At 53.5% G+C, this 23,076-nt stretch carries 18 protein-coding genes; 15 read left to right on the plus strand and 3 right to left on the minus strand.

Features of this window, described 5'->3' with window-relative positions:
• Window positions 1–45 precede the first annotated feature (45 nt).
• The 13 genes from ACJJI8_RS07505 to ACJJI8_RS07565 all read left to right on the plus strand — a co-directional run bounded on the left by ACJJI8_RS07505 (window position 46) and on the right by ACJJI8_RS07565 (window position 15,477).
• Window positions 46–1,527, plus strand: a complete 1,482-nt coding sequence (locus tag ACJJI8_RS07505) for an NAD(P)H-hydrate dehydratase (RefSeq protein WP_444934686.1) — start codon at window positions 46–48, stop codon at window positions 1,525–1,527.
• Window positions 1,527–2,012, plus strand: a complete 486-nt coding sequence (tsaE, locus tag ACJJI8_RS07510; RefSeq protein ID WP_444934687.1) for a tRNA (adenosine(37)-N6)-threonylcarbamoyltransferase complex ATPase subunit type 1 TsaE — start codon at window positions 1,527–1,529, stop codon at window positions 2,010–2,012. Before ACJJI8_RS07505 ends, tsaE begins: the two co-directional genes overlap by 1 nt.
• A 63-nt stretch (window positions 2,013–2,075) precedes the next feature.
• The gene (locus ACJJI8_RS07515; protein ID WP_444934688.1) at window positions 2,076–3,386 is read left to right on the plus strand and encodes an N-acetylmuramoyl-L-alanine amidase; all 1,311 of its coding nucleotides are present in this window, start codon (window positions 2,076–2,078) and stop codon (window positions 3,384–3,386) included.
• Between the two features lie 45 nt (window positions 3,387–3,431).
• Window positions 3,432–5,318: a DNA mismatch repair endonuclease MutL gene (mutL, locus tag ACJJI8_RS07520; protein WP_444934689.1), complete on the plus strand. Its 1,887-nt coding sequence runs from the start codon at window positions 3,432–3,434 to the stop codon at window positions 5,316–5,318.
• 70 nt (window positions 5,319–5,388) lie between these two features.
• A complete protein-coding gene (gene miaA / locus ACJJI8_RS07525) occupies window positions 5,389–6,312 on the plus strand; it encodes a tRNA (adenosine(37)-N6)-dimethylallyltransferase MiaA (protein WP_444935152.1) in 924 nt (307 codons plus the stop codon).
• Between the two features lie 191 nt (window positions 6,313–6,503).
• Window positions 6,504–6,788, plus strand: coding sequence for an RNA chaperone Hfq (gene hfq / locus ACJJI8_RS07530; RefSeq protein ID WP_020413623.1), 285 nt, complete (start codon window positions 6,504–6,506; stop codon window positions 6,786–6,788).
• 131 nt (window positions 6,789–6,919) lie between these two features.
• Window positions 6,920–8,230, plus strand: a complete 1,311-nt coding sequence (hflX, locus tag ACJJI8_RS07535; RefSeq protein ID WP_444934690.1) for a ribosome rescue GTPase HflX — start codon at window positions 6,920–6,922, stop codon at window positions 8,228–8,230.
• A gap of 186 nt (window positions 8,231–8,416) precedes the next feature.
• Window positions 8,417–9,571 carry an FtsH protease activity modulator HflK gene (gene hflK / locus ACJJI8_RS07540; RefSeq protein ID WP_444934691.1) on the plus strand — a complete coding sequence of 385 codons (1,155 nt, stop codon included), beginning with the start codon at window positions 8,417–8,419 and terminating at the stop codon, window positions 9,569–9,571.
• Between the two features lie 11 nt (window positions 9,572–9,582).
• Window positions 9,583–10,455: a protease modulator HflC gene (gene hflC / locus ACJJI8_RS07545; RefSeq protein ID WP_444934692.1), complete on the plus strand. Its 873-nt coding sequence runs from the start codon at window positions 9,583–9,585 to the stop codon at window positions 10,453–10,455.
• A 200-nt stretch (window positions 10,456–10,655) separates the two neighbouring features.
• Window positions 10,656–11,849: an ATP phosphoribosyltransferase regulatory subunit gene (locus tag ACJJI8_RS07550; RefSeq protein ID WP_413664099.1), complete on the plus strand. Its 1,194-nt coding sequence runs from the start codon at window positions 10,656–10,658 to the stop codon at window positions 11,847–11,849.
• Window positions 11,850–11,961: 112 nt separating this feature from the next.
• Entirely contained in the window at window positions 11,962–13,284 is a 1,323-nt protein-coding gene (locus ACJJI8_RS07555) for an adenylosuccinate synthase (RefSeq protein ID WP_444934693.1), read from the plus strand.
• 141 nt (window positions 13,285–13,425) lie between these two features.
• Window positions 13,426–14,079: a PAQR family membrane homeostasis protein TrhA gene (gene trhA, locus ACJJI8_RS07560; protein ID WP_282930278.1), complete on the plus strand. Its 654-nt coding sequence runs from the start codon at window positions 13,426–13,428 to the stop codon at window positions 14,077–14,079.
• 177 nt (window positions 14,080–14,256) lie between these two features.
• Window positions 14,257–15,477, plus strand: a complete 1,221-nt coding sequence (locus tag ACJJI8_RS07565; RefSeq protein WP_444934694.1) for a lytic murein transglycosylase — start codon at window positions 14,257–14,259, stop codon at window positions 15,475–15,477.
• A gap of 7 nt (window positions 15,478–15,484) precedes the next feature.
• Here ACJJI8_RS07565 and ACJJI8_RS07570 read toward each other — a convergent pair whose 3' ends face one another.
• The 3 genes from ACJJI8_RS07570 to ACJJI8_RS07580 form a co-directional block, all read right to left on the minus strand.
• A complete protein-coding gene (locus tag ACJJI8_RS07570; RefSeq protein ID WP_444935153.1) occupies window positions 15,485–16,507 on the minus strand; it encodes a succinylglutamate desuccinylase/aspartoacylase family protein in 1,023 nt (340 codons plus the stop codon).
• Between the two features lie 93 nt (window positions 16,508–16,600).
• Window positions 16,601–19,684 (minus strand): DUF6531 domain-containing protein, encoded by a 3,084-nt coding sequence (locus ACJJI8_RS07575; protein WP_444934695.1) that lies wholly within the window; start codon window positions 19,682–19,684, stop codon window positions 16,601–16,603.
• 23 nt (window positions 19,685–19,707) lie between these two features.
• Window positions 19,708–20,571, minus strand: a complete 864-nt coding sequence (locus ACJJI8_RS07580; protein WP_413664103.1) for a Stp1/IreP family PP2C-type Ser/Thr phosphatase — start codon at window positions 20,569–20,571, stop codon at window positions 19,708–19,710.
• Between the two features lie 190 nt (window positions 20,572–20,761).
• Here ACJJI8_RS07580 and ACJJI8_RS07585 point away from each other — a divergent pair, with 190 nt between their 5' ends.
• Both ACJJI8_RS07585 and ACJJI8_RS07590 read left to right on the plus strand, forming a co-directional pair.
• Window positions 20,762–21,481 (plus strand): transposase, encoded by a 720-nt coding sequence (locus ACJJI8_RS07585; RefSeq protein ID WP_413664104.1) that lies wholly within the window; start codon window positions 20,762–20,764, stop codon window positions 21,479–21,481.
• Between the two features lie 80 nt (window positions 21,482–21,561).
• Window positions 21,562–23,058 carry a type VI secretion system contractile sheath domain-containing protein gene (locus tag ACJJI8_RS07590; RefSeq protein ID WP_444934696.1) on the plus strand — a complete coding sequence of 499 codons (1,497 nt, stop codon included), beginning with the start codon at window positions 21,562–21,564 and terminating at the stop codon, window positions 23,056–23,058.
• Window positions 23,059–23,076: the final 18 nt, after the last annotated feature.

Consider the following 23,076-nt stretch of genomic DNA (forward strand, 5'->3'; position numbering starts at 1 on the left):
CCTATTTTGCCACAGATGAATTCTTGACCACATCGCGGGAGCTGCATGGACACGCCTCAACCTCTATACAGTGCCGAGTCGGTACGTGAGCTGGATCGACAGACGATTGCTGCACTGGAAATCCCCTCCATTCAACTGATGAAGCGCGCCGGTCGCGCGGCTTTTTCACATCTACGCAGGCACTGGCCGGAGATCGGCCGCCTCCAGGTTTTCTGCGGTGGTGGGAACAACGGTGGGGATGGCTATGTGATTGCCGCCCTCGCCGCGCAAAAGAAAATCCCGGTCACCGTCTATGCGTGTACCGATCCTCAGCACCTGAGCGGCGATGCCCGGGAGGCCTATGAGTACGCCTGCCGGGAAGGTGTCCAGGTGGTGAACTCGCTCGCAGAGTTGGATACGGCGGACGCCAATACACTGATTGTGGATGCATTGCTGGGAACGGGCTTTAGCGGTGAGCTGCGCTCCGGCGTGGCGCATGCGGTTGAGCGAATCCGCAAAAGCCCCGGCCCGGTGTTGGCTGTGGATATCCCCTCCGGTCTGAGTGCCGATACCGGCAGTGCCGGCGAGGCGGTCAGTGCCGATATAACGGTGACTTTTATCGGCCGCAAAATGGGGCTCTACTGCGGTCGCGGCCCGGCGCTCTGCGGAGAGGTAATTTTCGAAGGCTTGGGGGCACCTGAGGCTGCCTACCGAGCAGTTGAGCCTTTGGCTATGCGTTACGAGGCTGATGCCATCCGTCGCCTGCCAGCGCGTGCCGCCGATAGCTTTAAAAACCAGTTTGGCCATATTTTGGTTGTCGGCGGTGATACCGGATTTGGCGGTGCCGCATTGATGGCTGCGCAATCCTCAGCGCGCTGTGGAGCCGGGTTGATTTCCCTGGCGACCCGCCCTGAGCATTTGTCCGCAGCGTTAACTCGCAGTCCGGAAGTGATGGCCCATCCGGTGATTTCCGGGCAGGAGCTGGAACCGCTGCTCGAAGCCCCTAGCGTGATTGCAGTGGGCCCCGGTTTGGGACGCTCCCCTTGGAGTGAGCAGCTTCTGGCGCGAGCCGGCCGAGCTGAAGCGCCCTTGGTCGTAGATGCCGATGCATTGAATATTCTCGCCGAGGGCCGGGTTCTGGCCGGGGTTCGGCGGAATGACTGGGTGTTGACCCCACATGTGGGGGAGGCCGCCCGCCTCCTGGGTTGTGATACCGCCGAGGTGCTCGCCGATCCGCGCGCCGCTGCCATTGCAGTTCAGCAAAAATTCAGTGGCGTGGTGATATTAAAAGGCGCCGGCACCCTGATTGCACATGATGGTGGTGTTGACCTGATCAACAGCGGTAACCCGGGCATGGCTTCTGGTGGTATGGGAGACCTCCTCACCGGTATTGTTGCAGCATTGATTGGCCAGCACTTGTCGCTGGTGGAGGCTGCCCGACTGGCGGTGTGGTTACACGGAGAGGCGGGTAATCGCGCTGCAGAAGAGGGTATGCGGGGATTACTCGCTACGGATTTATTGCCCTGGATTAGACGTTTGGTAGATTGATGGCGAGTGAATTGAAATTACATTTGGCCGATGAAGCAGCCACCGTATCCGGCGGCAACTCGCTCGGGCAGGCCTGTCTCGCGGCGGGCCTGCAACAGGGGCTGACGCTGTACTTAAATGGCCAGCTGGGTGCGGGAAAGACAACTTTTTGTCGGGGGGTACTGAGGGCCTTTGGGCACGAGGGTGCGGTAAAGAGCCCCACCTACACTCTGGTGGAACCTTACGAACTTGAGGCTCACCGGGTTTACCACTTCGACCTCTATCGTCTGGGTGACCCGGAAGAGTTGGAGTTTATGGGGGTGCGGGATTATTTCTCTGCGCAGAGTTTGAGCCTAGTAGAGTGGCCCGAGCGGGGCGAGGGCATATTGCCGGCTCCAGACTTGGAAGTTGAGTTGGAAGTACCGGAAAGTGGTCGCCAGCTCAGGTTAATTGCGCACTCGCCCCAGGGTGAGCGCGTAATAGACCTGCTGCAAAAGCTGCTGTGAGCATCCTGAAAGACCTGAACACAGGGAAATACTGATACCAATAAGCAAAGGGGCTGGGAAGTAATGAGTTTTATGTGGCGGTCTCTGTTCGTTGTCGCGCTGTGGCTGGCAGCTTTCCTGCCGGCTTCTGCGACGCAAGTGGAAGGTGTGCGCGTTTGGCGAGCACCCGACCACACGCGTCTGGTTTTTGATTTAAGCGGCCCGGCAGAGCACAAGTTATTCACCCTCAAGAGTCCCCACCGGGTGGTTGTCGACCTCTCTGATACCGATTTGAAGGCTGAGCTGGACAAGTTGGACCTGGACAAGACGCCGATCGCCCGGGTGCGCCACGCCCGTCAGAATAAAAAAGATCTACGGGTTGTATTGGACCTTAAGCAGCAGGCCAATCCGCGCAGCTTTGCTTTGCGGCGCCATGAAAACCTGCCGGATCGATTGGTGATCGATCTTTACGACGAGGTTAAAGGCAGCGAGAAGACGCTGGAGCAGGTCAGTAGTGAACGCAATATCATTGTCGCTATTGATGCAGGGCACGGCGGGGAAGACCCCGGGGCTTCCGGTCCCGGTCGCTTGCGGGAAAAGGATGTGGTGCTGGCGATTGCCAAACAGCTGCACAAAAAGATAAACGGTGAGAAGGGCTTTACCGCCAAACTGGTGCGCACCGGGGATTACTATATTCCTCTGCGGGAACGGGTAAAAATTGGGCGCAATATGCGTGCGGACCTTTTTGTGTCGATCCACGCCGATGCCTTTACCCGTAAAGATGCCCGTGGCGCTGGGGTCTATGCGGTCTCTTCCCGAGGCGCAACCAGTGAAACCGCCCGCTTTTTGGCCGCGCGGGAAAACGAATCCGATCTTATCGGTGGTGCCGGCAGTTTGAGCCTGGGCGATAAGGATGACACCCTTGCCGGCGTATTGCTCGACCTCTCCATGACTGCCACCATGAATGCCAGCCTGGATATCGGCGCCAGTGTGCTGTCACAGATTGGCACCGTCACTCACCTGCATAAAAAACAGGTGGAGCAGGCCAATTTCTCGGTGCTGCGTTCGCCGGATGTGCCTTCAATTTTGGTGGAGACGGGTTTTATTACTAATCCCCAGGAAGCGAAACGCCTGCGCGATCCCAGTTTCCAGCGCAAGCTGGCGCAAAAGCTCAGTGACGGTATAGTGGCGCACTTTAAGAGTCGCCCCCCGGCGGATACCTGGCTCGCCGCCAACCAGAGCGATAAGTCTCGCAACCACGTTATCGCCCGCGGGGAGACCCTTTCGGGTATCGCGGCGCGATATAATATTTCCGTCGCCGCCCTGATGAGAGCGAATGGCATCAAGAACTCCGTGATTCGAGTGGGGCAGACCCTGAGCATTCCTTCCGGCTGAGACCTCAGTGTCGAGCGGTCCTTGCAGCATTAACAGGCCAGATTCATGCACGATAAAATCCAGCAACTCTCTCCCCGCCTTGCCAACCAGATCGCGGCTGGTGAAGTCGTTGAGCGCCCGGCATCAGTAATCAAGGAGTTGCTGGAAAACAGCCTTGATGCGGGCGCTACACGACTTGAGGTCGATGTGGACGGCGGGGGTAGCAAGCGCATGAAAGTGCGCGATAACGGCAAGGGCATAGAGCGGGAAGACCTGCCAATGGCCCTGGCCCGCCATGCGACTTCCAAGATTCACGCTTTGGAGGATCTGGAGGCGGTGGCCACCCTGGGCTTTCGCGGTGAGGCCCTCGCCAGTATTTCCTCGGTGGCGCGTCTGGCATTGACCAGCAGCCGCGATGAAAGCGGCAAGGGGTGGCAGGTAAGTGCGGAGGGCCGCGACATGCAGGCACAGCTCGCGCCCTCGGCTCACCCCCGTGGCACCACGGTGGATGTGCGCGACCTGTTCTTCAATACGCCCGCTCGGCGGAAATTCCTGCGCACAGAAAAAACAGAATTCAATCGCATTGACGAGACGATTAAGCGCTTGGCGCTGTCCCGATTTGATGTATCTATCAGCCTGCGCCACAACGGCAAGGGTGTGCATAATCTGCGCGCGGGCACCGGGCGGGTGGAAATGGAGCGCCGTGTCGCCCAGGTGTGTGGGCCGGCGTTTATGCAGAATGCGCTGCATATCGACGTGGAGCGCAGCGGCCTGCGCCTGTGGGGGTGGGTTGCGGAGCCCGCATTCTCGCGCTCCCAGGCCGACTTACAATTCTTTTATGTCAATGGCCGGGCTATTCGCGACAAAGTGGTCAGCCACGCGGTGCGCCGGGCGTTCGCCGATGTTTTGTACCACGGTCGACATCCGGCATTTGTACTTTACCTGGAGCTGGACCCGGCTTCCGTCGATGTGAATGTGCACCCGACCAAACACGAAGTGCGTTTTCGCGATAGTCGCCTGGTACACGACTTCCTGTTTGGCAGTTTGCATCGGGCCCTGGCGGATGTGCGCCCGGGGCAGAAAGAGGAAACAGAAAGCGAGCCGGAGCAGGAACGCCAGGAACAGGTCACGGGTTTGCAGGCCGGTGAATTTGCCGGGCAGCATAAAATGCCACTCAGCAATCGCCCCTCGCCCTCAAATTTGCGCGAGCAGATGAATGCTTACGGCGCTCTGCACCAACCGTATGAGGACTCATCTCCGGCGACACAACAGCTGCAGGATGCCCCTAGCAGCCGGCCAGTGTCTGTGCCCCAAGCGTCTTCCGGGGCGACCATAGGGGCCGGTGCGAGCATTGAAAGCGAATCAGAAGTGCCGCCGCTGGGCTTTGCCCTGGCGCAGTTGCACGGAATCTATATTCTCGCGCAAAACGAGCACGGGATGGTTGTTGTCGATATGCACGCTGCCCATGAGCGCATTGTCTATGAGCAGATGAAAGTGGCTTATGCGGCCGGTGGAATCCAGGCTCAGCCCCTTCTGGTTCCTGTAAGCCTGGCCGTCAGCCAGCGGGAAGCGGACTGCTTCGAGGAGCGCAGCGAGGTGTTTACCGCGCTTGGTTTCGTATTGCAGCGGGCCGGCCCGGAGACTTTGCTGGTGCGCCAGGTACCCACAATGCTACACGGCGCGGAAGTGGAACAGCTGGTGCGCGATGTACTCTCAGACCTGCTCGGCGAAGGCGACAGCGCCCGTATTGGTGAGCGTATCAACGAAGTGCTGGGGACAATGGCTTGTCACGGTTCTGTTCGCGCAAATCGACGCCTGACAATCCCGGAAATGAATGCTCTGTTGCGGGACATGGAACGCACGGAGCGCAGTGGCCAGTGTAACCACGGTCGCCCGACCTGGACCCAGGTTAAACTGGCAGATATGGATAAGTGGTTTATGCGCGGCCAATAGGTACGCGGCAGAAGTGGGTGGTAGTTTGAATAACAGCTTGCCGGGTGATAAGCCCCGTGTAATTTTCTTGATGGGTCCAACGGCCTCCGGCAAAACGGATCTGGCCATGGCGCTCGCCGATCGTTTGCCCGTGGAATTAATCAGTGTTGATTCCGCTCTCGTATATCGAGGCCTTGATATCGGCTCGGCCAAGCCCTCAGTAGAAGAGCTAGCAGCATACCCTCACCGTTTGATCGATATCTGTGACCCGTCTGAGTCCTATTCGGCAGGTCGTTTCCGCAAAGATGCGCTGGAAGCTATGGCAGAAATTAGCGCTGCTGGTAAAGTGCCATTACTGGTTGGCGGAACTATGTTGTATTTCCGTGCTCTGTTGGAAGGCATGGCAAAATTGCCTGAGGCGGACGCAGCGGTGAGAGCAGAAATAGAAGCTCGCGCAGAGCGTGAAGGGTGGCCCGCATTGCATGCAGAGCTGGCCCAGGTGGACCCGCAGTTGGCGGCAGAGCTACATCCCAACCATTCGGTGCGTATCGAAAGGGGGCTGGAAGTTTACCGCCTCACCGGTGTTCCGCTTTCGCAGTTGCGTCGCGAGCAGGAAGCTGGGGGAATACAGGAGCAGTACCAGGTGTGCCAGATGGCCATTATGCCCCGCGATCGCTCCCTGCTTCACCAGCGCATCGAACTGCGTTTTCGCAAGATGCTAGCGGCGGGCTTTATTGATGAAGTCAAGGGTCTGCTGGACCGAGGAGACCTGCACGAGGACTTACCGGCAATTCGCGCGGTGGGATATCGACAAGTTTGGCAACACTTGCAAGGCCAAACCGATTACGATGATATGGTGGCCGCTGGAATTGCGGCGACGAGGCAGCTTGCCAAGCGCCAGTTAACCTGGCTGCGGCGCTGGCCAGACCTGCTAACTTTGTACACTCAGGATGAGCAAGGTGGGGTGCGTGAGAATGACGAAATATTGGCTGAAGCCTTGAAATTTCTCGCTTAAGCATCCATAACGTGGTTGGGCTATTAAACGACAAGCCCGTTCAGTCAGTTTTCACAGAGTCCGGCCTTTTCCGGCTCGCTACTACACTACTTATACGCGTATTCAACCTCAGTCGTTTTTTGATCCGCGCTCTTCGCGGGTGCGATTGCGGCCTGCATACCGCATTCAGCTTTTTGACAAGGAGAAAAAAGATGTCAAAAGGGCACAGCTTACAAGACCCTTACCTCAACGTATTGCGCAAAGAGCGTATTCCGGTTTCTATCTATCTGGTAAACGGCATCAAGCTCCAAGGGCAAATTGAATCCTTCGACCAGTTCGTGGTGTTACTCAAAAATACTGTGAGCCAAATGGTGTATAAGCACGCCATTTCTACGGTTGTTCCGTCGCGTGCAGTGCGCGTACCGCTATTGAATCCCGCAGCCCAGCACGGCGGCGAGGGTAATGGTGAAGGCGGTGAGCGCGAATCCTTTAGCTAAAAGATCCGTATCAATTTCACCTGCACCCCGTTTTGCCGGGGCGCCAGCAGCTCGGTGAGCCCCTTGCAGGGCTTGCCGGTTGTCACCTCAGTCAGGGCTTATCGCGCCCTTTTCGCAATAGAGAATTCCCATTGTTTTTCGATCGACCGGAATCCGGTGAGCTCGCAGTACTGGTACACCTAGAACTCTCCGCCATCGACAGTCCCGACGACCCTCGTGAATTTGAGGAGTTGGCCCTATCTGCCGGAGCAGATCCTGTCAGTTTTATTTTCGGCCAGCGCGCCACTCCAGACCCAAAGACCTTTGTTGGCCGAGGTAAGTTGGAGGAGATTCGCCAGGTGGTCAAAGATCAGGAAGCCGCCTTGGTTATCTTTGATCACATCCTGTCTCCGAGTCAGGAGCGCAATATTGAGCGCGAATTAAAGTGCCGGGTGCTGGATCGCACAGGACTTATTCTGGATATTTTTGCCCAGCGTGCGCGAACTCACGAGGGTAAGCTTCAGGTGGAATTGGCCCAGCTGCGCCATATGGCAACGCGGCTGGTGCGAGGTTGGACCCACCTGGAGAGGCAAAAGGGTGGTATCGGCTTGCGTGGGCCCGGAGAAACCCAGTTGGAGACAGACCGGCGATTGCTGCGCGCGCGCATAGACTCCATCGAGAAGCGGCTGGAAAAGGTACGCCGCCAGCGGGAGCAGGGGCGCCGCGCGCGTTCCCGGGCAGAAATGGCCACAGTATCTCTGGTTGGCTACACCAACGCGGGCAAGTCGACCCTGTTTAATCGCCTGACCGATGCAGATGTCTATGTCAGGGACCAATTGTTTGCCACCCTCGACCCGACCATGCGCAGGGTTGAATTACCCAATGTTGGCGCCATGGTATTGGCTGATACGGTGGGATTTGTCTCTCACTTGCCGCATAAACTGGTAGAGGCATTCCGGGCAACCCTGGAAGAGGCCGCCAGTGCGACGTTGCTTCTACATGTGGTGGACGCTGCGGCAGATGACCGATTACACCTGATGGAAGAGGTGCAAACGGTTCTGGAGGAAATTGATGCTTCGGAACTGCCGCAACTGGTGGTTTATAACAAAATTGATCTGCTGGAAGATTTTGAACCGCGTATAGACCGGGATGATCAGGGTGTACCCCGGGCAGTTTGGCTCTCTGCGGTAACAGGTGCGGGTTGTGAACTTTTGATTGAGGCTATTGCCGAGCGCCTGGGCGAGCAAATGGTGCGCGGGCAACTGGTAGTGAAGCCCCATCAGTCCAGGCTGCGAGCGCAGCTATTTGAAATTAATGCGGTGCAGTCGGAAGTCTACCGCGACAATGGTGACTGCGAATTGCAAATATTATTGCCGCGTAGTGATTTCCAGCGTCTGCTGGCGCCACATATTGCTGGCAATGACGCGCCGGAATGGGTTTTGGAAGAGCCCATTGCCGAGTAGTTGCCGTATAAACATTGATTTTAAAATTCAGGTCATATTGCGACCTTTAGTCGAATTTGCTCGGGGTTGGTCTCCGTAGACTGCCCACTTGCCTCAGGCTAGGGCCTGTCGGCAATATTTTGTCGGCAATGGATGCTAGAATCCGCCGAAGTAAAAGATTAAGTGATCATAGTTGGAGTAAGTTAAATGGCCTGGAATGAGCCGGGTGGTAACAATAAAGACCCCTGGGGTGGTGGCGGTAACCGCAATAACGGAGGCCCGCCCGACCTCGATGAACTACTGCGAAAAATTCAGCAGAAACTAGGTGGCCTGTTTGGTGGTGGTGGCAGCGGCAGCCCAAGTGGCGACTCTGTCAAATTTCCCTGGGTACTGGTTATTGGTCTCGCCGTATTGATTTATGGCGGCCTGGGGATTTACCAGGTCAACGCCAACGAACAGGCGGTTGTTTTGCGCCTGGGCAAATACCACTCCACGGAATCTGCCGGTCTGCACTGGAATCCGCCGCTTATCGATAGCGTCACCAAGGTCAATATGACTGAGGTGCGTACCGAGCGCACTACCGGTCAGATGCTAACCGAAGACGCCAATATTGTAGAGGTGGTGCTCACTGTACAGTGGCAGGTTGGGGATGCTGAGTCTTTTGTACTGCGTGTTCGCGATCCGGTGAAGAGCTTGCAGGAAGCCACCGACAGCGCCCTTCGTCACGTAGTGGGCTCTCTCACCCTAAACGGTGTGATCTCGCAAAACCGGACTCAAGTATCCACTGATACCCAGCAGCGTTTGCAGGAATACCTGGACCTTTACCAGACCGGTATCCGCATTGATGTGGTGAACCTCACTGATGCTAAGGCACCGCGTGAAGTACAGGATGCGTTTGACGATGTAACCAAGGCCCGTGAGGACGAGGTGCGTCTGCAAAATGAAGCCCAAGCCTACGCCAATGAAAAAATTCCCGTAGCTCGCGGTCAGGCCCAGCGCATTATCGAAGAGGCTGAGGCATACAAGGCCCGCGTTGTCGAGAGTGCTCGAGGTGAAGCCGTGCGCTTTGAGAAACTGCTGGCTGAGTACGAGCGTGCCCCGGAAGTTACCCGTGAGCGTCTCTATCTGGATGCAGTACAGGATGTGATGTCCAGTACTTCCAAGGTGATGGTGGATGTCGAGGGTGGAAACAACATGATGTATCTGCCGTTAGATAAGTTGACGCAAGGGGGCGCTGGTGCAGTGCGAGCGGCCCAAAGCCAGGACACCTCGCCTGTAATGATTGAGGAAGTCTATCAGCGTATTGTTGAGCGCCTTCGTCGGGATGACGCCAGCAGCCGTCGCAGCCAGACTATTCGCTAGGAGGGGATGATATGAATAACAAAACACTGGGTATCATTGTTGTCATCCTGGTTGGAGTATTGGTTCTCTCTTCCAGCGCCTTTGTAGTAAAAGAGACTGAAAAAGCCGTGTTACTGCGCTTCGGTGAGCTGGTGCGCACCTACACCGAGCCGGGTCTCTACTTCAAAATTCCTTTCGCGGAAAGGCTGCGCAAGTTCGACGCGCGTATTCAGACGGTGGATTCCAGCCCCGTTCGTATGCTCAACAGTGAAAACAAGTTCATGATGGTTGATTCGTATGCCAAGTATCGAATCTCTGATGTGGATAAGTTTTATATAGCCACTCGCGGTGATGATCGCAATGCGGTGCGTTTACTGTCAGAGCAAATCAATGACCGCCTGCGTAACCAGTTTGGTGTGCGCGATCTGCACGAAGTGGTCAGTGGTGAGCGTGACGAGCTTATGTCTGAGATCACCAAGAACCTGAACCAGGTTGCGCAAAAGAACCTGGGTGTGGAAGTGATTGATGTGCGCGTCAAGCGCATTGACCTGCCGCCGGAAGTTTCCGAGTCTGTGTTCCAGCGTATGCGTGCTGGACGTGAACTGGAAGCACGGGATCACCGTGCGAAGGGGGAAGAGGCCAGTGAGCGTATCAAGGCCAACGCAGATCGCCAGAAGGTGGTAATTGAGTCCGAGGCCTATCGCCAGGCGGAAGAGTTACGTGGTGCGGGTGATGCTGAGGCGGCGGCTATCTACGCTGCAGCCTTCAGTAAGAACCCTGAGTTTTACCGCTTTACCCGCAGTCTGCAGGCTTATAAGGAGTCATTCCGGAGCAAGTCAGATATGCTGCTGGTCGATCCGGATAGCGAATTCTTCCGCTACCTGAAAGACCCGAAAGGAGAGTAGGGCTGAAATCCCCTGTGTAGCACTGGGCAACTGGTGCTATAGGCGCCGGGTTAGCTTCGATAACCCTACCTTCCTGTTAGCACTTGATGCTAAAATCACGCAAACCGGGCCCAGCCCGGTTTTTTTGTGGGAAGTGCTGCGGCTCATTTGTGGCAAGCGCTGCGGCACCGCAATTTCTTCGCTGACGAATTCATTTCATCATGACTCAAGCCGATCGCTGGATGTTACCGGATGGCATTGCAGAAATTCTGCCTGCGGATGCTGTGCAATTGGAGACTCTGCGCCGCCAACTACTGGACCTCTACCATTGCTGGGGGTATGAGTTGGTGATACCGCCGATGTTGGAATTCACCGAGTCCCTCCTGATCGGGATGGGCCATGATGTAGATCTGAGCACCTTTAAGGTCACCGACCAGATATCTGGACGCACTTTAGGTATACGCGCGGATATGACTCCGCAGACTGCCCGGATTGATGCCCACAGTTTTCCCCGCAGAGGCGCCAACCGCCTCTGCTACGCCGGTCAGGTGGTGTACACCAAGCCGCGAACCCCGATGGGCTCGCGAGCGCCGATACAGGTTGGTGCGGAGCTGTTTGGAGTGGACAACCTCGGTGCAGACCTCGAGGTGATCTCGCTGATGCTGCAAAGCCTTCAGGTAGCGGGTGTCAGCCAAGTGCACCTGGACCTGGGCCACGTCGCGATTTACCAGAGTCTGGTTGAAGCGGCGGGCCTCAATGACGAGCAGCGCAGCGCCCTGTTGGCAATGTTACAGAGCAAGGCGACTGCTGATCTGTGCGAGTGGGTTGAGGAGAATGTTGGCGACCAGAAGGCTGCCGAGTGGCTGAAGGCGCTCCCGGGGCTGGTTGGGGGACGGGAATGCCTGGATAAGGCCCGCGAACTCTTTTCTGGAGCCCCGCAAAATTTGCTGGCGGCAGTTTCCGATTTGAGGCAGGTAGCTGAGGCTCTGAATGAGCGCTATCCAGAGGTGACACTGTTCTTCGATTTGAGTGAAGTACGCGGCTACGACTATGAAACAGGTCTGGTATTCGCCGCCTACACACCGGGCCACGGCCAGGCATTGGCCAACGGTGGACGCTACAACGGTATCGGGGCCGTGTTTGGGCGCGATCGCCCAGCAACAGGCTTTAGTAGTGACCTGGTGGCATTGAGTAATCTGGGCAGCGCCGCCGTTGAAGAGGGTGCTGCGATATTGGCACCAGATGTCAGAGGCTCCCAGGGCGCTGAACTGTGGAAGGCGATTCACGAGCTGCGGGCTCAAGGCGAAGTGGTCATCACAGCCCTCGCTGGTGGTGCCGATAGTGAACTGGATTCCCGCTGTGACCGCGAGTTGGTTGCTGAGGGTGATTCGTGGGTAGTAAAACCACGAGACTGATTTTTCGGGCGCAGTGGATGTGCCTATTATCGCGCGGGCCTACCCGCAGACATCCATTTATGTGGGGCCCCGGCTCCCGCAGAGAAAAACCTGAGTTTAGAGATTTATACAGATGGGCAAGAACGTAGTAGTACTGGGTACCCAGTGGGGCGATGAGGGCAAGGGCAAGATTGTCGATTTGCTAACCGAGAAGGTCTCGCTGGTAGTGCGTTTCCAGGGTGGTCACAATGCGGGCCACACCCTGGTTATCGATGGTGAAAAAACCGTACTGCACTTGATTCCCTCCGGTATCCTGCGCCCCAGCGTAACCTGCCTGATCGGCAATGGTGTGGTGCTCTCCCCGGAGGCGCTGCTGAAAGAGATGGCTGAGCTGGAAGAGCGCGAAGTTCCCGTGCGCGAGCGCCTGCGTCTTTCCCCGGCGTGTCCGCTGATCTTGCCGGTGCATGTTGCCCTCGACCAGGCCCGTGAAAAAGCACGCGGCGCCAAAGCGATCGGTACTACAGGTCGCGGTATCGGTCCCGCTTACGAAGATAAAGTTGCTCGTCGCGGTCTTCGCCTGGGTGATCTGTGCAACTGGGATAACTTCTGCCACCAGCTGAAAGAGCTGATTGATTACCACAACTTCGCCCTCACCGAATACTATAAAGTTGACCCGGTCAGTTATGAGGACACCGTTGAGCAGGCCAAGATTTGGCGCGAGCAACTGGTGCCGATGATCACTGACGTTGCCGATCACCTGCACAAAGCGCGCGAGAACGGTGAGCATATCCTGTTTGAAGGTGCTCAGGGCTCCCTGCTGGATATCGACCACGGTACCTATCCGTTTGTAACTTCCTCTAATACTACTGCTGGCGGTACCGCTACTGGTTCTGGTTTTGGTCCTCTGTACCTGGACTATGTATTGGGCATTACCAAGGCCTATACCACTCGCGTTGGCGGTGGTCCTTTCCCAACCGAGCTGGACTGCGAAGTTGGTCGTCACCTGGGTGAAAAAGGTCACGAGTTTGGGGCTACCACTGGCCGCCAGCGCCGCACCGGCTGGTTTGATGCTGTTGCTGTACGTCACGCGATCCGAATCAACAGTATTTCTGGCCTGTGCCTGACCAAACTGGATGTTCTCGATGGTCTCGAGGAGGTGAAGGTTTGTGTGGGCTACCGAAACAGTGCTGGCGAAGACGTTCCAGTACCATTTGATGCGGCAGGTTGGGAAGGTGTTGAACCGGTATATGAATCTATGCCCGGCTGGACTGAGAACACTTTCGGCGTGCGTCGTGAAGCGGATCTGCCGGCCAACGCACGTGCCTATATCGCTCGAATCGAAGAGCTGGTGGGCGCTCCGGTAGACATTGTTTCTACTGGCCCCGATCGCAACGAAACTATTGTTCGCGAAAATTCCGCTTTGTGCGAAATGGGTATTCACAACGCTAGCGTTTAAGCCCTGACCGCCCGGTTGTGAATGTGCAGTCTGGTGATGGCCTTGCTATTTTAAGTGAGGCCTCTGATCATTAGACCTGTTCCAAGTTATTGGTCGTGCACTACACGCAGGCTTATGACCTGAATTTAACCGGGCTAATTTATGTCATCTTCCGTTTCCGTTGCCAGTCGTTACAGTTTTGCTGAAGAGATCGCCAACAGTGTGACTCATGGTGTTGGAGCTCTTCTGGCGATTGCCGGTCTGGGTGTATTGACCGGATTTGCTGCCCTGCGCGGGGACGCCTGGCATATTGTCAGCTCCAGCGTCTATGCCTCCACCCTGATACTCTGTTTCCTAGCCTCCACGCTGTACCACGCAGTCAGCCATATCGGCGCCAAAGCGATACTGCGGACCCTGGACCACTCGTCAATCTTTCTATTGATTGCTGGAACCTATACTCCCTTCACCCTGGTCACCCTGAGGGGCCCTTGGGGTTGGTGGCTGTTCGGCATTATTTGGGGGCTCGCGCTGATCGGATTGATTATTCAGTTCACCCCGCTGAAGAAGATCCGAGCTCTGTCTATTACTCTCAGTGCCTTGATGGGATGGGTCGTGGTTGCTGCTATCAAGCCGCTGTCGGACAGCCTGGAAACTGGCGGTTTGTGGCTGTTAGTTCTCGGTGGTCTCTGCTACACCGGCGGAATCGCTTTTTACCTTTGGCGCAGCCTGCGCTTCCACCATGCGATTTGGCATCTCTTTGTGCTGGCGGGCGGTATATTGCACTTCTTTGCGGTACTGTTTTACGTCATTCCCTAATCTTCCCGTTTTGCGGCAGAGCTCACCCTAAAGGTGAGCAGCACGAACTTCCCTCTCATGTGACTGTCCAGTTTAATAGTGGGTGGGAAGTTCAACGGTTACCAGCCAATCCACCTTTCGGATAAGAGTGGCTCGTTCTACCCTTGAGCGAGCAAAAGTTGTGTCGAAGGTAACTCCATGCCCAAATTGCAATGGTTTCAATATCTGTCTGCCATCCTCGCGATAAGCGCGGTTCTCCTGGTTTCCAATACCCATGCACAAGAGAAAGCCGATCCGGCCTTCGAACAGTGGGTAAAGGAGTTCCGTAAAACCGCGATCAAGAGTGGAATCTCTGCGGAGGTTTACGACCAAGCCTTTAAAGGAATCACTTCTCCAGACCAATGGGTTCTGGATCGTGCAGCCTATCAGCCCGAATTCAAAGCACCGGTGTGGCAGTACTTTGATAATCGGGTGCAAAAGAGAGCGATTGAACGAGGCAAGCGGGAAAAAGAAAAAATGAAGCCCTGGTTGGACAAGATCCAGAAGCGTTTCGGGGTGGACCCCAATATCCTGCTTGCGATCTGGTCTGTGGAATCCAGTTTTGGCGGCATCCTCGGTAATGACAAGGTAATGCGCAGTGTCATTCGCTCACTGGCAACACTCGCCTATGCGGATCCCCAGCGTAAAAAGTTTGGCCGTCAGCAACTGCTGGCCGCGCTAAAAATATTGCAGGCAGGAGATATCGAGGGTGAGCACTTGCTGGGCTCATGGGCTGGAGCTATGGGGCATACCCAATTTATTCCCACCAGTTATCAAGCCTATGCGGTGGATATCGATGGTGATGGTAAACGGGATATCTGGAACTCCATTCCGGATGCGCTCGCGACTGCCGCCAACCTGTTATCCAGTAACGGCTGGCAGCGTGGAAAACCCTGGGGTTATGAGGTCAAGATTCCCGCTCGTAAAATGCCTGCGGGGAAAATGTCGGTAGCCGAATGGGAGAAGCTCGGCGTCACACGAGCCAATGGCGAGCCTTTTCCCAACAAAAAAGCCATTGCCGAATTAAAGTTACCAGACGGCCGCAATGGCCCGGTGTTTTTAGTGTTCAAGAATTTCTTTGTCCTCAAGCGTTACAACAATTCAGATCGCTATGCGATAGCTATTGGCTTGTTGGCAGATCGGATTGGCGGCGGTGCGCCCTTGGTAAATGATTGGAAGCGCCCTTTTACTCCACTGGATAGTGTTCAAGTGGAAGAGTTGCAGAAGTTGCTCAAACAGAAAGGGTTTTACACCGGAGAAATTGATGGCAAGGCAGGTCCGGGTACCCGCAAAGCGGTGAGTGAATTTGAAAAGAGTGCTGGCGTTGAAGTTCAGGGCTACCCGAGCAAGGAAGTCCTGGAGTTGTTGAAAAAACAATAGGGAGTCCCTAAAAGTTCTCATCCGGTAGGAGTGTATCCTGGAGTAGCTCCAGGTTCTCGACAACACCCTCGGGTTCACGGAAGTAGGCGATGTGGTACATCGCCTCGCCTTCCTGGACCAGAGGGATATTCTGTCGCCCAATAATGATTCCATCCTCATTGCAGATCAGTTGGTCCAGTTCCTGGCCGTATGGATCTGCAATGGTCGCCAGCAGGTCGCCCCGGTAGACCTGATCCCCGAGTGCCTTAAGATGATTGGCGATGCCGCTATCCCCCGCGCGAAGCCAACCGCTGCGTCGAGCAACAAATGGCTCTATCACATTTGTCTTTCGGGTTTGCGGCAACATCTCCAAGTGCTTCATCATATTGATCACACCTTTAACACCGGCGCGGATACTGAGTTCATCAAAGCGCAGGGCTTCACCAGCTTCATAAAGTAATACTCTTACCCCGAGATCCGCGGCTGCTTGGCGCAGGGATCCATCGCGAATAGAAGCGTTGAGTAGCACGGGAACACCGAAGGCCTTGGCGAGTTTTCGGGTTTGCTCGTCGTCCAAGTTAGCGCGAATTTGGGGGAGGTTACTGCGATGTACGGCTCCTGTGTGTAAATCGATGCCATAGTCGCATTTGGTGACTATCTCTTTGAGGAAGACGTGAGCCATACGTGCGGCGAGAGACCCCTTTGCCGACCCAGGGAATGAGCGGTTTAGGTCGCGCCTGTCAGGTAGGTAGCGAGTGTGTTGCAGTACCCCGTAAACATTAACCATTGGAACTGCAACCAGGGTCCCGCGCAATGACTTCAAGCGGCCGCTTTGGATAAGCCGGCTTATTACTTCGATACCGTTGAGTTCGTCACCATGTATGGCGGCACAAACGAACATCTTGGGACCATCTTTTTTACCGCGCTGCACATAAACTGGGATTGCCATTTCTGTGCTTGTGTAAAGCCGCACAACGGGCAGATCAATATGGCAGGACTCGCCCCTGGCGACATGGACCCCACCGATCTCAAAATCCGAGCGCTCTTCCATAACACTTACGGGCAAATAGATATACCCATAGTGTATAGGCAGATAAGAGTTGACCCGGGCAGCAAATGTTGATGCAGCTGCCCGAGAACTTCGCTACAGCTGCCCGATTGATTGGGCAGAAGTCGTCAGGTTATGTGAGCGGTCCCCATTTAGCCAGATACCGAGGGCAGGGCTCCAGTAGCCTGAGGGGTGGTACCACAGCCCGGTCTCTACATCCGCGAGCAAGTTAGTTCCCCGCCAGGCACTCGGCCCTTGATTGTGGGGGTCTTTTCCTTTCTCTCCAGCCTCCCCACCTTGTGACCACTGAGCGGCACCTTGAGTATCAAAAATCGCGAGTGGCTTGCCGTCGGGGTTGGAAAGGTAATGCTCGATATTGTCGGCAGTCCATTGGCAGAGAATGGCATTGGTTTGGGGTTGGTGAATCCAATGGCTTAAACCTCGGGACTTGCCGTCAATATTGTGAATTTCCCCCCAGATACCCAGGCTGCTCCAAATAGTGACAACGCGGCGCTGCCGGGTTGATTTTCGGTGGGTGCATGTCTTGCTTAACCGCCGACCGAAAGGGTCGTAGCGGAAATAGGTTTTAAATTCCCCGCACTCCGCGTGGCTCATCAGGCCCCAGCCGTCGTACTGGTATTGATAATCCTTGCGGCCTGGTATGTTGCTTTCACTAATAATATTGCCGCGCTTGTCACTTTCTGTTTGAGGTTGAGTCGGACTTTGCTGTGCCCGCAGCGGGTTGGTCATTTGCAGGGGAGGGGATTTCTCAAAGTGCCAGGAAAGTGCTTGACCGGACTCCATACCTACCAGGCGCCCAAATAAATATTTGTGATTACTGCGAACCTCCCCTTGAACCTGGAGGATATCTTGGCCTTTGGATTCGGTGCGAACAATGGCTTCACCATTGGCATCGATTCCATACAGGGCTCCACAAGGGGCGAATGTATAAGACAAGTCGAGATTGTCGGAGCTGGCACTCTTTAACCAGCCGCGTTTGTCATATTGATACTGAAGACTGAAATCCCGGATATCGGCACTGTCGTGATGCTCTGCGGTTACCCGACCGCGGCTGTCGTATTTAAAGCGCACTGAGGAAAGGGCATTATCTGCCTGTACCAGCCTGTTATGTTGGTCGTAGTGGAACTCACTATTTTGGCCACTGTTATTGCGAATACCGGTTAATACACCGCTGTCGTTATAATTAAAGTACCAGCGAGAGTCATTATCACAATATTCATGCAGGCTGCCGTCAATATTGTAATGCCAGCGCCAAGTTCGATCCTGTGGTGCCTTGTGGCTAACTAATTGCCCGTAGTGATCATATTCCCAGTAGTAATTCCCTACGGGGCTCTCCAGGCAGGTCAGTTCATCTCTAGGGCTATAGATTAATTCCCAGTTGTTACCATCAGCGAAATTGATATGGCACGGGCGGCCCGCGTTGTCATAATCACAAAGAATACTCTGGCCACTGTCTCCGTGGATAGCATTGGGCAGGCCGCGTTCAGAGTAGTCCAGACCGTACTGGTGAATACCCAGGTGGGCTTCACGCAATTCACCCGCATTGCCATAACTCCACTCACGCCATACTTCGCCATTCATTTTAAGCGAAGTGATTCGTTGCCAGTGGTCGTACTCAAAGCTCAGGACTTTATCGTCTCTACGAGCGGACTGCAGCTGGCCTTGCCCATCCCAGCTGAAGTCCACTTTGCCTCCCTCTGGGTCCTGAATCTGTGTGATCTGTCCCCTATCTGTATAGAGAAACAGCCAAACATGTTTTGCCGGGTCGACAATACGTTCTGGGCGTCCCTTCTCGTTAAACTTGTATTGCCATAGGGTCTCTCCATTGATAACTGCCGCTTGTAAATAGCCGCGATCGTCATAGAGATATCGATTACTAATATTGTGAGAGGTGGATCGGACAAGCCGGCCGAACTCATCGTGACGGAAGAAAAGCCTATGGCCGTTGGCCTGAATTTCTTCACTGAGATTACCGTAGGAATCAAAAAGCCAGCTAAGGCTACGAGATTGCTGCTGTTCAGAAATTCTCTGGCCGAACTTGTTAAAGCGTATATAAATGGGACCGGACAGCTCTGACTCGATCGTGCAGGTATTATGACTTGCGTGCCAGTTAAGACTGGTGATTAATTCATTGGACTGTATTAGCTGGCACCGGTCGTGTGTATCGTAGGTAAATTGATGAATTCCAGATTGGCTATTATTTAACTGTACCAACTGTGTATTGTTATATTGGTATCTTTCTCTTTTAAGGCCGCTACAACTTTCGAGTAGTTGACCATCTTGATAATTGTAGTTGCAGAGGTCGCTTTGACCTTCGGCAGCGTGGCTATTTATTAAATTATGGATATGACCGTTCTGGCAGTTAAATTCAACAACACGACCCCAGGAGCTGACCATTTTCTTAGGCAGGCCCTCCTGATAGTCGATTGTTAAGGCGTTACCAAATTGATCCCTGATTTCTACAAGTGGTAGAGCGCTATTTACACCATCAGCGCGAAATATTTTGTGATGCTGATTGAATGTCGTCAATCGATAACTGTGCAGGCTTTGCCTGAATAACATCAACCGCTCAAAGCGGTTATAGCACCCGTGACCAATGGCGGGTAATTTGAATTTTACAGACCTCCCTTCGGCAGTAACCAGCTTTACAACGTTATCGTGTACAACAAGCTTTTCACTGAGAGAGTGCCGCCAGCCAACACCAATGCCAGTATCCTCATTGAGAGAGGAGCGAAAATATCGTTTCCATTCAAACGGTAGCGGTCCAGGAATAAGTACGTCTGTTCGCTCGAAAGCGACTTCCCCTGTTGCGGTAACGACGTGCCCGTTAATTCGATGGCAACGATCTAAAGCTGGTACCACCTCGTTCTCGGGGTTAATACCAGGGGTATTGGTGAATTGCGTGGGGTTGTCTTCAGCTTCATACAGGAGGGGTAATATTGGTGCTGAATCGATACTAAAGCGATTAGACGTGATACTTGGCAGCTTTGGCCAAAAGCCCTCACTCACTGGAGTGGATGATATGTTTTTTAAAGTATGTTCGACCTGAGAGAGCCAGCGCACAGCCGATGCAGGGCTCTCATGAGAAAGAGTAATTGTCGGAGGGGTAAGCGTATTGAGTAAGTTAGGTATTAGCTGGGTTAGACGTTCCGGTGTCATATTACAGTATCCGGTAAATCAAATTAGCGGTGTAACTTTCTAATTGTTACGTCAGAAGAACTGGGACGTTCGGTAACACTTTGTTCGTGGGGGAGTATTTGACGCAATGATTGTGAAGAATATTCCAATATTCCTGCAGTAATATTGTCGCGCCCACCTAGGCGATTAGCATCGTCAATAAAACGATATACACACTCTAATGCCGGACGATGAGTGGCCAGTACGCGCTCTATCGCATGATCATCAAGATATTCAGTGAGCCCGTCGCTACATAACAAAAGGAGTGCGTTTTGCGTGAGTTTCCAGCTATTTATATCCGCCTCTACACTGCTGGAAACCCCCAAGGCACGGGTAATATGGTTGCGGACATTGGACTCTTTGGCTTGCTCGGGGGTTAATTGACCTGAATCAATCATCTCCTGTACAACGCTGTGATCTCGTGTAAGGCGCTGCAATCCATAATTGTTCCACAGGTATGCGCGAGAATCGCCAATATGTGCAACGATTAAAAAGTCGCGCCACATGACCGCGGCAACCAAAGTTGTTCCCATATTGGAAAACTGGGGGTTCAGGTTTTTGGTATTGATTAGAGCTGTATTTGCGCTGTTGACTGCGTCGATAAGGGTGGCGCGCAATATAAGCTGTTGCTGTTCAGACGTGCAGGAGAAAAAAGTGTGTTTCAGCAGGTCATCGAGATGGGCTTGAACCGTCTCAGCTGCAATTTTACTGGCGGTGGCGCCGCCGGTGTAACCGCCCATCCCGTCGGCTACCACAATATAGGCAAAAGGCTGCTCCGCCGACGCGTACCAGCGAATGCTATCTTCGTTTTCCTCACGAACCTGACCAATGTCAGTGCGCCCGTTGACCGCCAGACTAATTTGATCCATGTCTGGTGCAACTCCCCTTTAATAAAAAGCAATACAATGCGGCGTAATATTATTACAACCGATCACCGAGGCTAATGTTAACTTGCTCGCATACCAAGTTTGAAATACTTTTCACTGATTTGCGATAATAAGAGCCTTACCTCTCTACAGAAAAGGCTTTAAGCCAGCTAAAAAAGGACCCATAGGCAAAATGCCCCGTTTGCCCAGGCTCAATTTGATAAATGTTCCCCAACATATTGTGCAGGTAGGCCACAACAATCTGCCCTGCTTCTTTGACGAGGAAGATTATCAATATTATTTGATTAGTTTGCGTAACGCGTCAGACCAATATGGCGTTGATGTTCACGCATATGTTTTATTGCCCAATATGATCCAGATCATAGCTACGCCCACGATACCGGATGGGATATCATCTATGATGCAATCCCTTGGGCGTCGCTATGTGCAGTTTGTCAATCACCGTTACAAGCGCTCCGGAACACTATGGCGAGGACGCTATAAGTCCAGCTTGATTGATTCTGATGCGTATTTGTTGACCTGTTACAGATACGTAGAGTTGCGCCCACTGTATTTGGGATTGTCAGACTCCCTTGAGGATTACGAGTGGTCAAGTTTTAACCATCACGCAAACATTAAGAAAGATAATTTGATCAAGGATCACCGCTTGTATCTATCCCTTGGGGATACAGTGGTGGAGAGAGCGCAATCTTACAGGAAGTTATTTCAGTATAGCTTTGATCGAAAGTTGCTCGACTATATCGCTGAAACGATTAAGTTAGGTCATGTGCTCGGCGGGGATGCGTTTAAAGAGAAAATTGAGCAGATTGTTAACCAAAGAGTACGACCGCTTAAGCGTGGTCGCCCTAAAAAAGCAAATAAAGTCGAAAAAGAACCAAAAGAAACTGCCTAGCTAAAACCTAATGTCGGGTTGAGGGCGTTAAAAGGCCATAAGAGGTAGGGTAATTAAGCCCTGTCAGCAGGTGACAAATTGTGAGTAGGCCCAGCATTTCAACGGGATTTCAGATCCTTGGCGATAACAATAAGGAAAAACCAGTTATGGATTTTGGCACTGATAGATTGAAAGTTGCGATCCTGGGTGATTTCAGCGGGAGAGCGAGTCGCCGCCAGTGTGAACCCGAAACGATTTCCAGTCGAAGGGTATACCTGTTGAACCGCGATACCTTTGAGGGCGTTTTTGCTGATCTAGGTGTGAGTTTGCAGTTGCCCGTACTGGATCGCCCTCTGGGATTACCATGCTTTGATGATTTACACCCAGATTACCTTTATAGCCGTTTGCCACTGTTTAAGAAGTTTATTGAGCTGGAGCGTAGGCTGCTCGATCCGCGTCAGTTCCAGCAGGCTGCTGAGGAAATTCAACAGTGGAAACCAGAGTTAGCCACTCAGCAGGGCTTGGGTCAGCGCGATAGCGAGCAGTCGATATTGGATGAAATCCTGGCTGCCGGTCGAGAGCGTAATGCAAAGGAAGGTCAAAATACTTTCCAGGTTGACCAGCTAATCAAAGATATTGTCGCTCCTTACGTGCAGAAAAGTGTGGACCCTCGCCAGGGTGAATATCTAAATGCCCTGGCTGAAGCTACGTCTGATGCGATGCGTAAACTGATGCATCACAGTGATTTTCGTCAGTTAGAGGCTAGTTGGCTGAGTCTGCAACTTTTGCTGAGACGTGTCGAAGAGCACGGGAACCTGGATTTTTACTTAATAGACGTTAGTAAAGAAGAGCTTCTAGCTGATTTTGCTGAAGCCGAAAGCGACTTGGAAAAGTCGCAGACATTTAAGTTACTGGTTGAGCGTGAAACAGCTTCTGGAAATATCCCCTATAACTTAGTCATAGGGGATTACTTTGTTACTGATGAGGAGCGAGACCTTCACCTGCTGATAGATTTATCCACGATTGCAGAAGCTGCGGGAAGTGCACTTTTATTGGGTGGGGATCCAAAATTAGCAGGCTGTCCAAACTTGTCAGGTTCAGTAGATCCTGATGATTGGTACTATCCGTTGAGCGATCAGTTTGCGGAAAGTTGGCAGGCGGTCCGTGAATACTCTGCTAGTGAGCATGTTGCGTTGGCAGCTCCCAGATTTATGCTGAGACTCCCCTTTGGGAAAAATACTTCTACAACAGAGGATTTTAATTTTGAAGAATTAACCCCAGAGCAGGGTCATGAATATTATCTTTGGGGGAATAGTGTTTATTTGTTGGGGTTAGCGGTTTGCCAAGGCTTTTCTCAAACTGGCAAATTACAGCCCCCTTCGCCTGCAAGTTATGAAGACTTACCCCTTCATTTACGCAAGTTACCCAATGGCGAATTATTGACGCCCTGTGCAGAAGCGCTCCTGACAGATAGGGCGGCTGCAAAATTTATGCAGGCTGGTATTAGCACTATGCGTTCGGTGCAAGGGCGGGATCAAGTCATTCTTCCGAGCTTTAGTTCTTTGAGTGGCGGTACACTCAAAGGCCCTTGGGCGTAAGTGTAGGGGTTGGATCTT

Source organism: Microbulbifer maximicatervae (SeqCode), assembly GCF_052467695.1.

Excerpts from the sequence above, each read along its gene's own strand:
- ACJJI8_RS07585 (WP_413664104.1), top strand. The coding sequence starts at position 20,762 with ATGCCCCGTTTGCCCAGGCTCAATTTGATAAATGTTCCCCAACATATT.
- ACJJI8_RS07575 (WP_444934695.1), bottom strand. The coding sequence starts at position 19,684 with ATGACACCGGAACGTCTAACCCAGCTAATACCTAACTTACTCAATACG.
- hflC (WP_444934692.1), top strand. The coding sequence starts at position 9,583 with ATGAATAACAAAACACTGGGTATCATTGTTGTCATCCTGGTTGGAGTA.
- ACJJI8_RS07580 (WP_413664103.1), bottom strand. The coding sequence starts at position 20,571 with ATGGATCAAATTAGTCTGGCGGTCAACGGGCGCACTGACATTGGTCAG.
- ACJJI8_RS07570 (WP_444935153.1), bottom strand. The coding sequence starts at position 16,507 with ATGGAAGAGCGCTCGGATTTTGAGATCGGTGGGGTCCATGTCGCCAGG.
- ACJJI8_RS07515 (WP_444934688.1), top strand. The coding sequence starts at position 2,076 with ATGAGTTTTATGTGGCGGTCTCTGTTCGTTGTCGCGCTGTGGCTGGCA.
- ACJJI8_RS07565 (WP_444934694.1), top strand. The coding sequence starts at position 14,257 with ATGCCCAAATTGCAATGGTTTCAATATCTGTCTGCCATCCTCGCGATA.
- trhA (WP_282930278.1), top strand. The coding sequence starts at position 13,426 with ATGTCATCTTCCGTTTCCGTTGCCAGTCGTTACAGTTTTGCTGAAGAG.
- mutL (WP_444934689.1), top strand. The coding sequence starts at position 3,432 with ATGCACGATAAAATCCAGCAACTCTCTCCCCGCCTTGCCAACCAGATC.
- tsaE (WP_444934687.1), top strand. The coding sequence starts at position 1,527 with ATGGCGAGTGAATTGAAATTACATTTGGCCGATGAAGCAGCCACCGTA.
- ACJJI8_RS07550 (WP_413664099.1), top strand. The coding sequence starts at position 10,656 with ATGACTCAAGCCGATCGCTGGATGTTACCGGATGGCATTGCAGAAATT.
- ACJJI8_RS07555 (WP_444934693.1), top strand. The coding sequence starts at position 11,962 with ATGGGCAAGAACGTAGTAGTACTGGGTACCCAGTGGGGCGATGAGGGC.
- miaA (WP_444935152.1), top strand. The coding sequence starts at position 5,389 with ATGGGTCCAACGGCCTCCGGCAAAACGGATCTGGCCATGGCGCTCGCC.
- hflK (WP_444934691.1), top strand. The coding sequence starts at position 8,417 with ATGGCCTGGAATGAGCCGGGTGGTAACAATAAAGACCCCTGGGGTGGT.
- ACJJI8_RS07505 (WP_444934686.1), top strand. The coding sequence starts at position 46 with ATGGACACGCCTCAACCTCTATACAGTGCCGAGTCGGTACGTGAGCTG.
- hfq (WP_020413623.1), top strand. The coding sequence starts at position 6,504 with ATGTCAAAAGGGCACAGCTTACAAGACCCTTACCTCAACGTATTGCGC.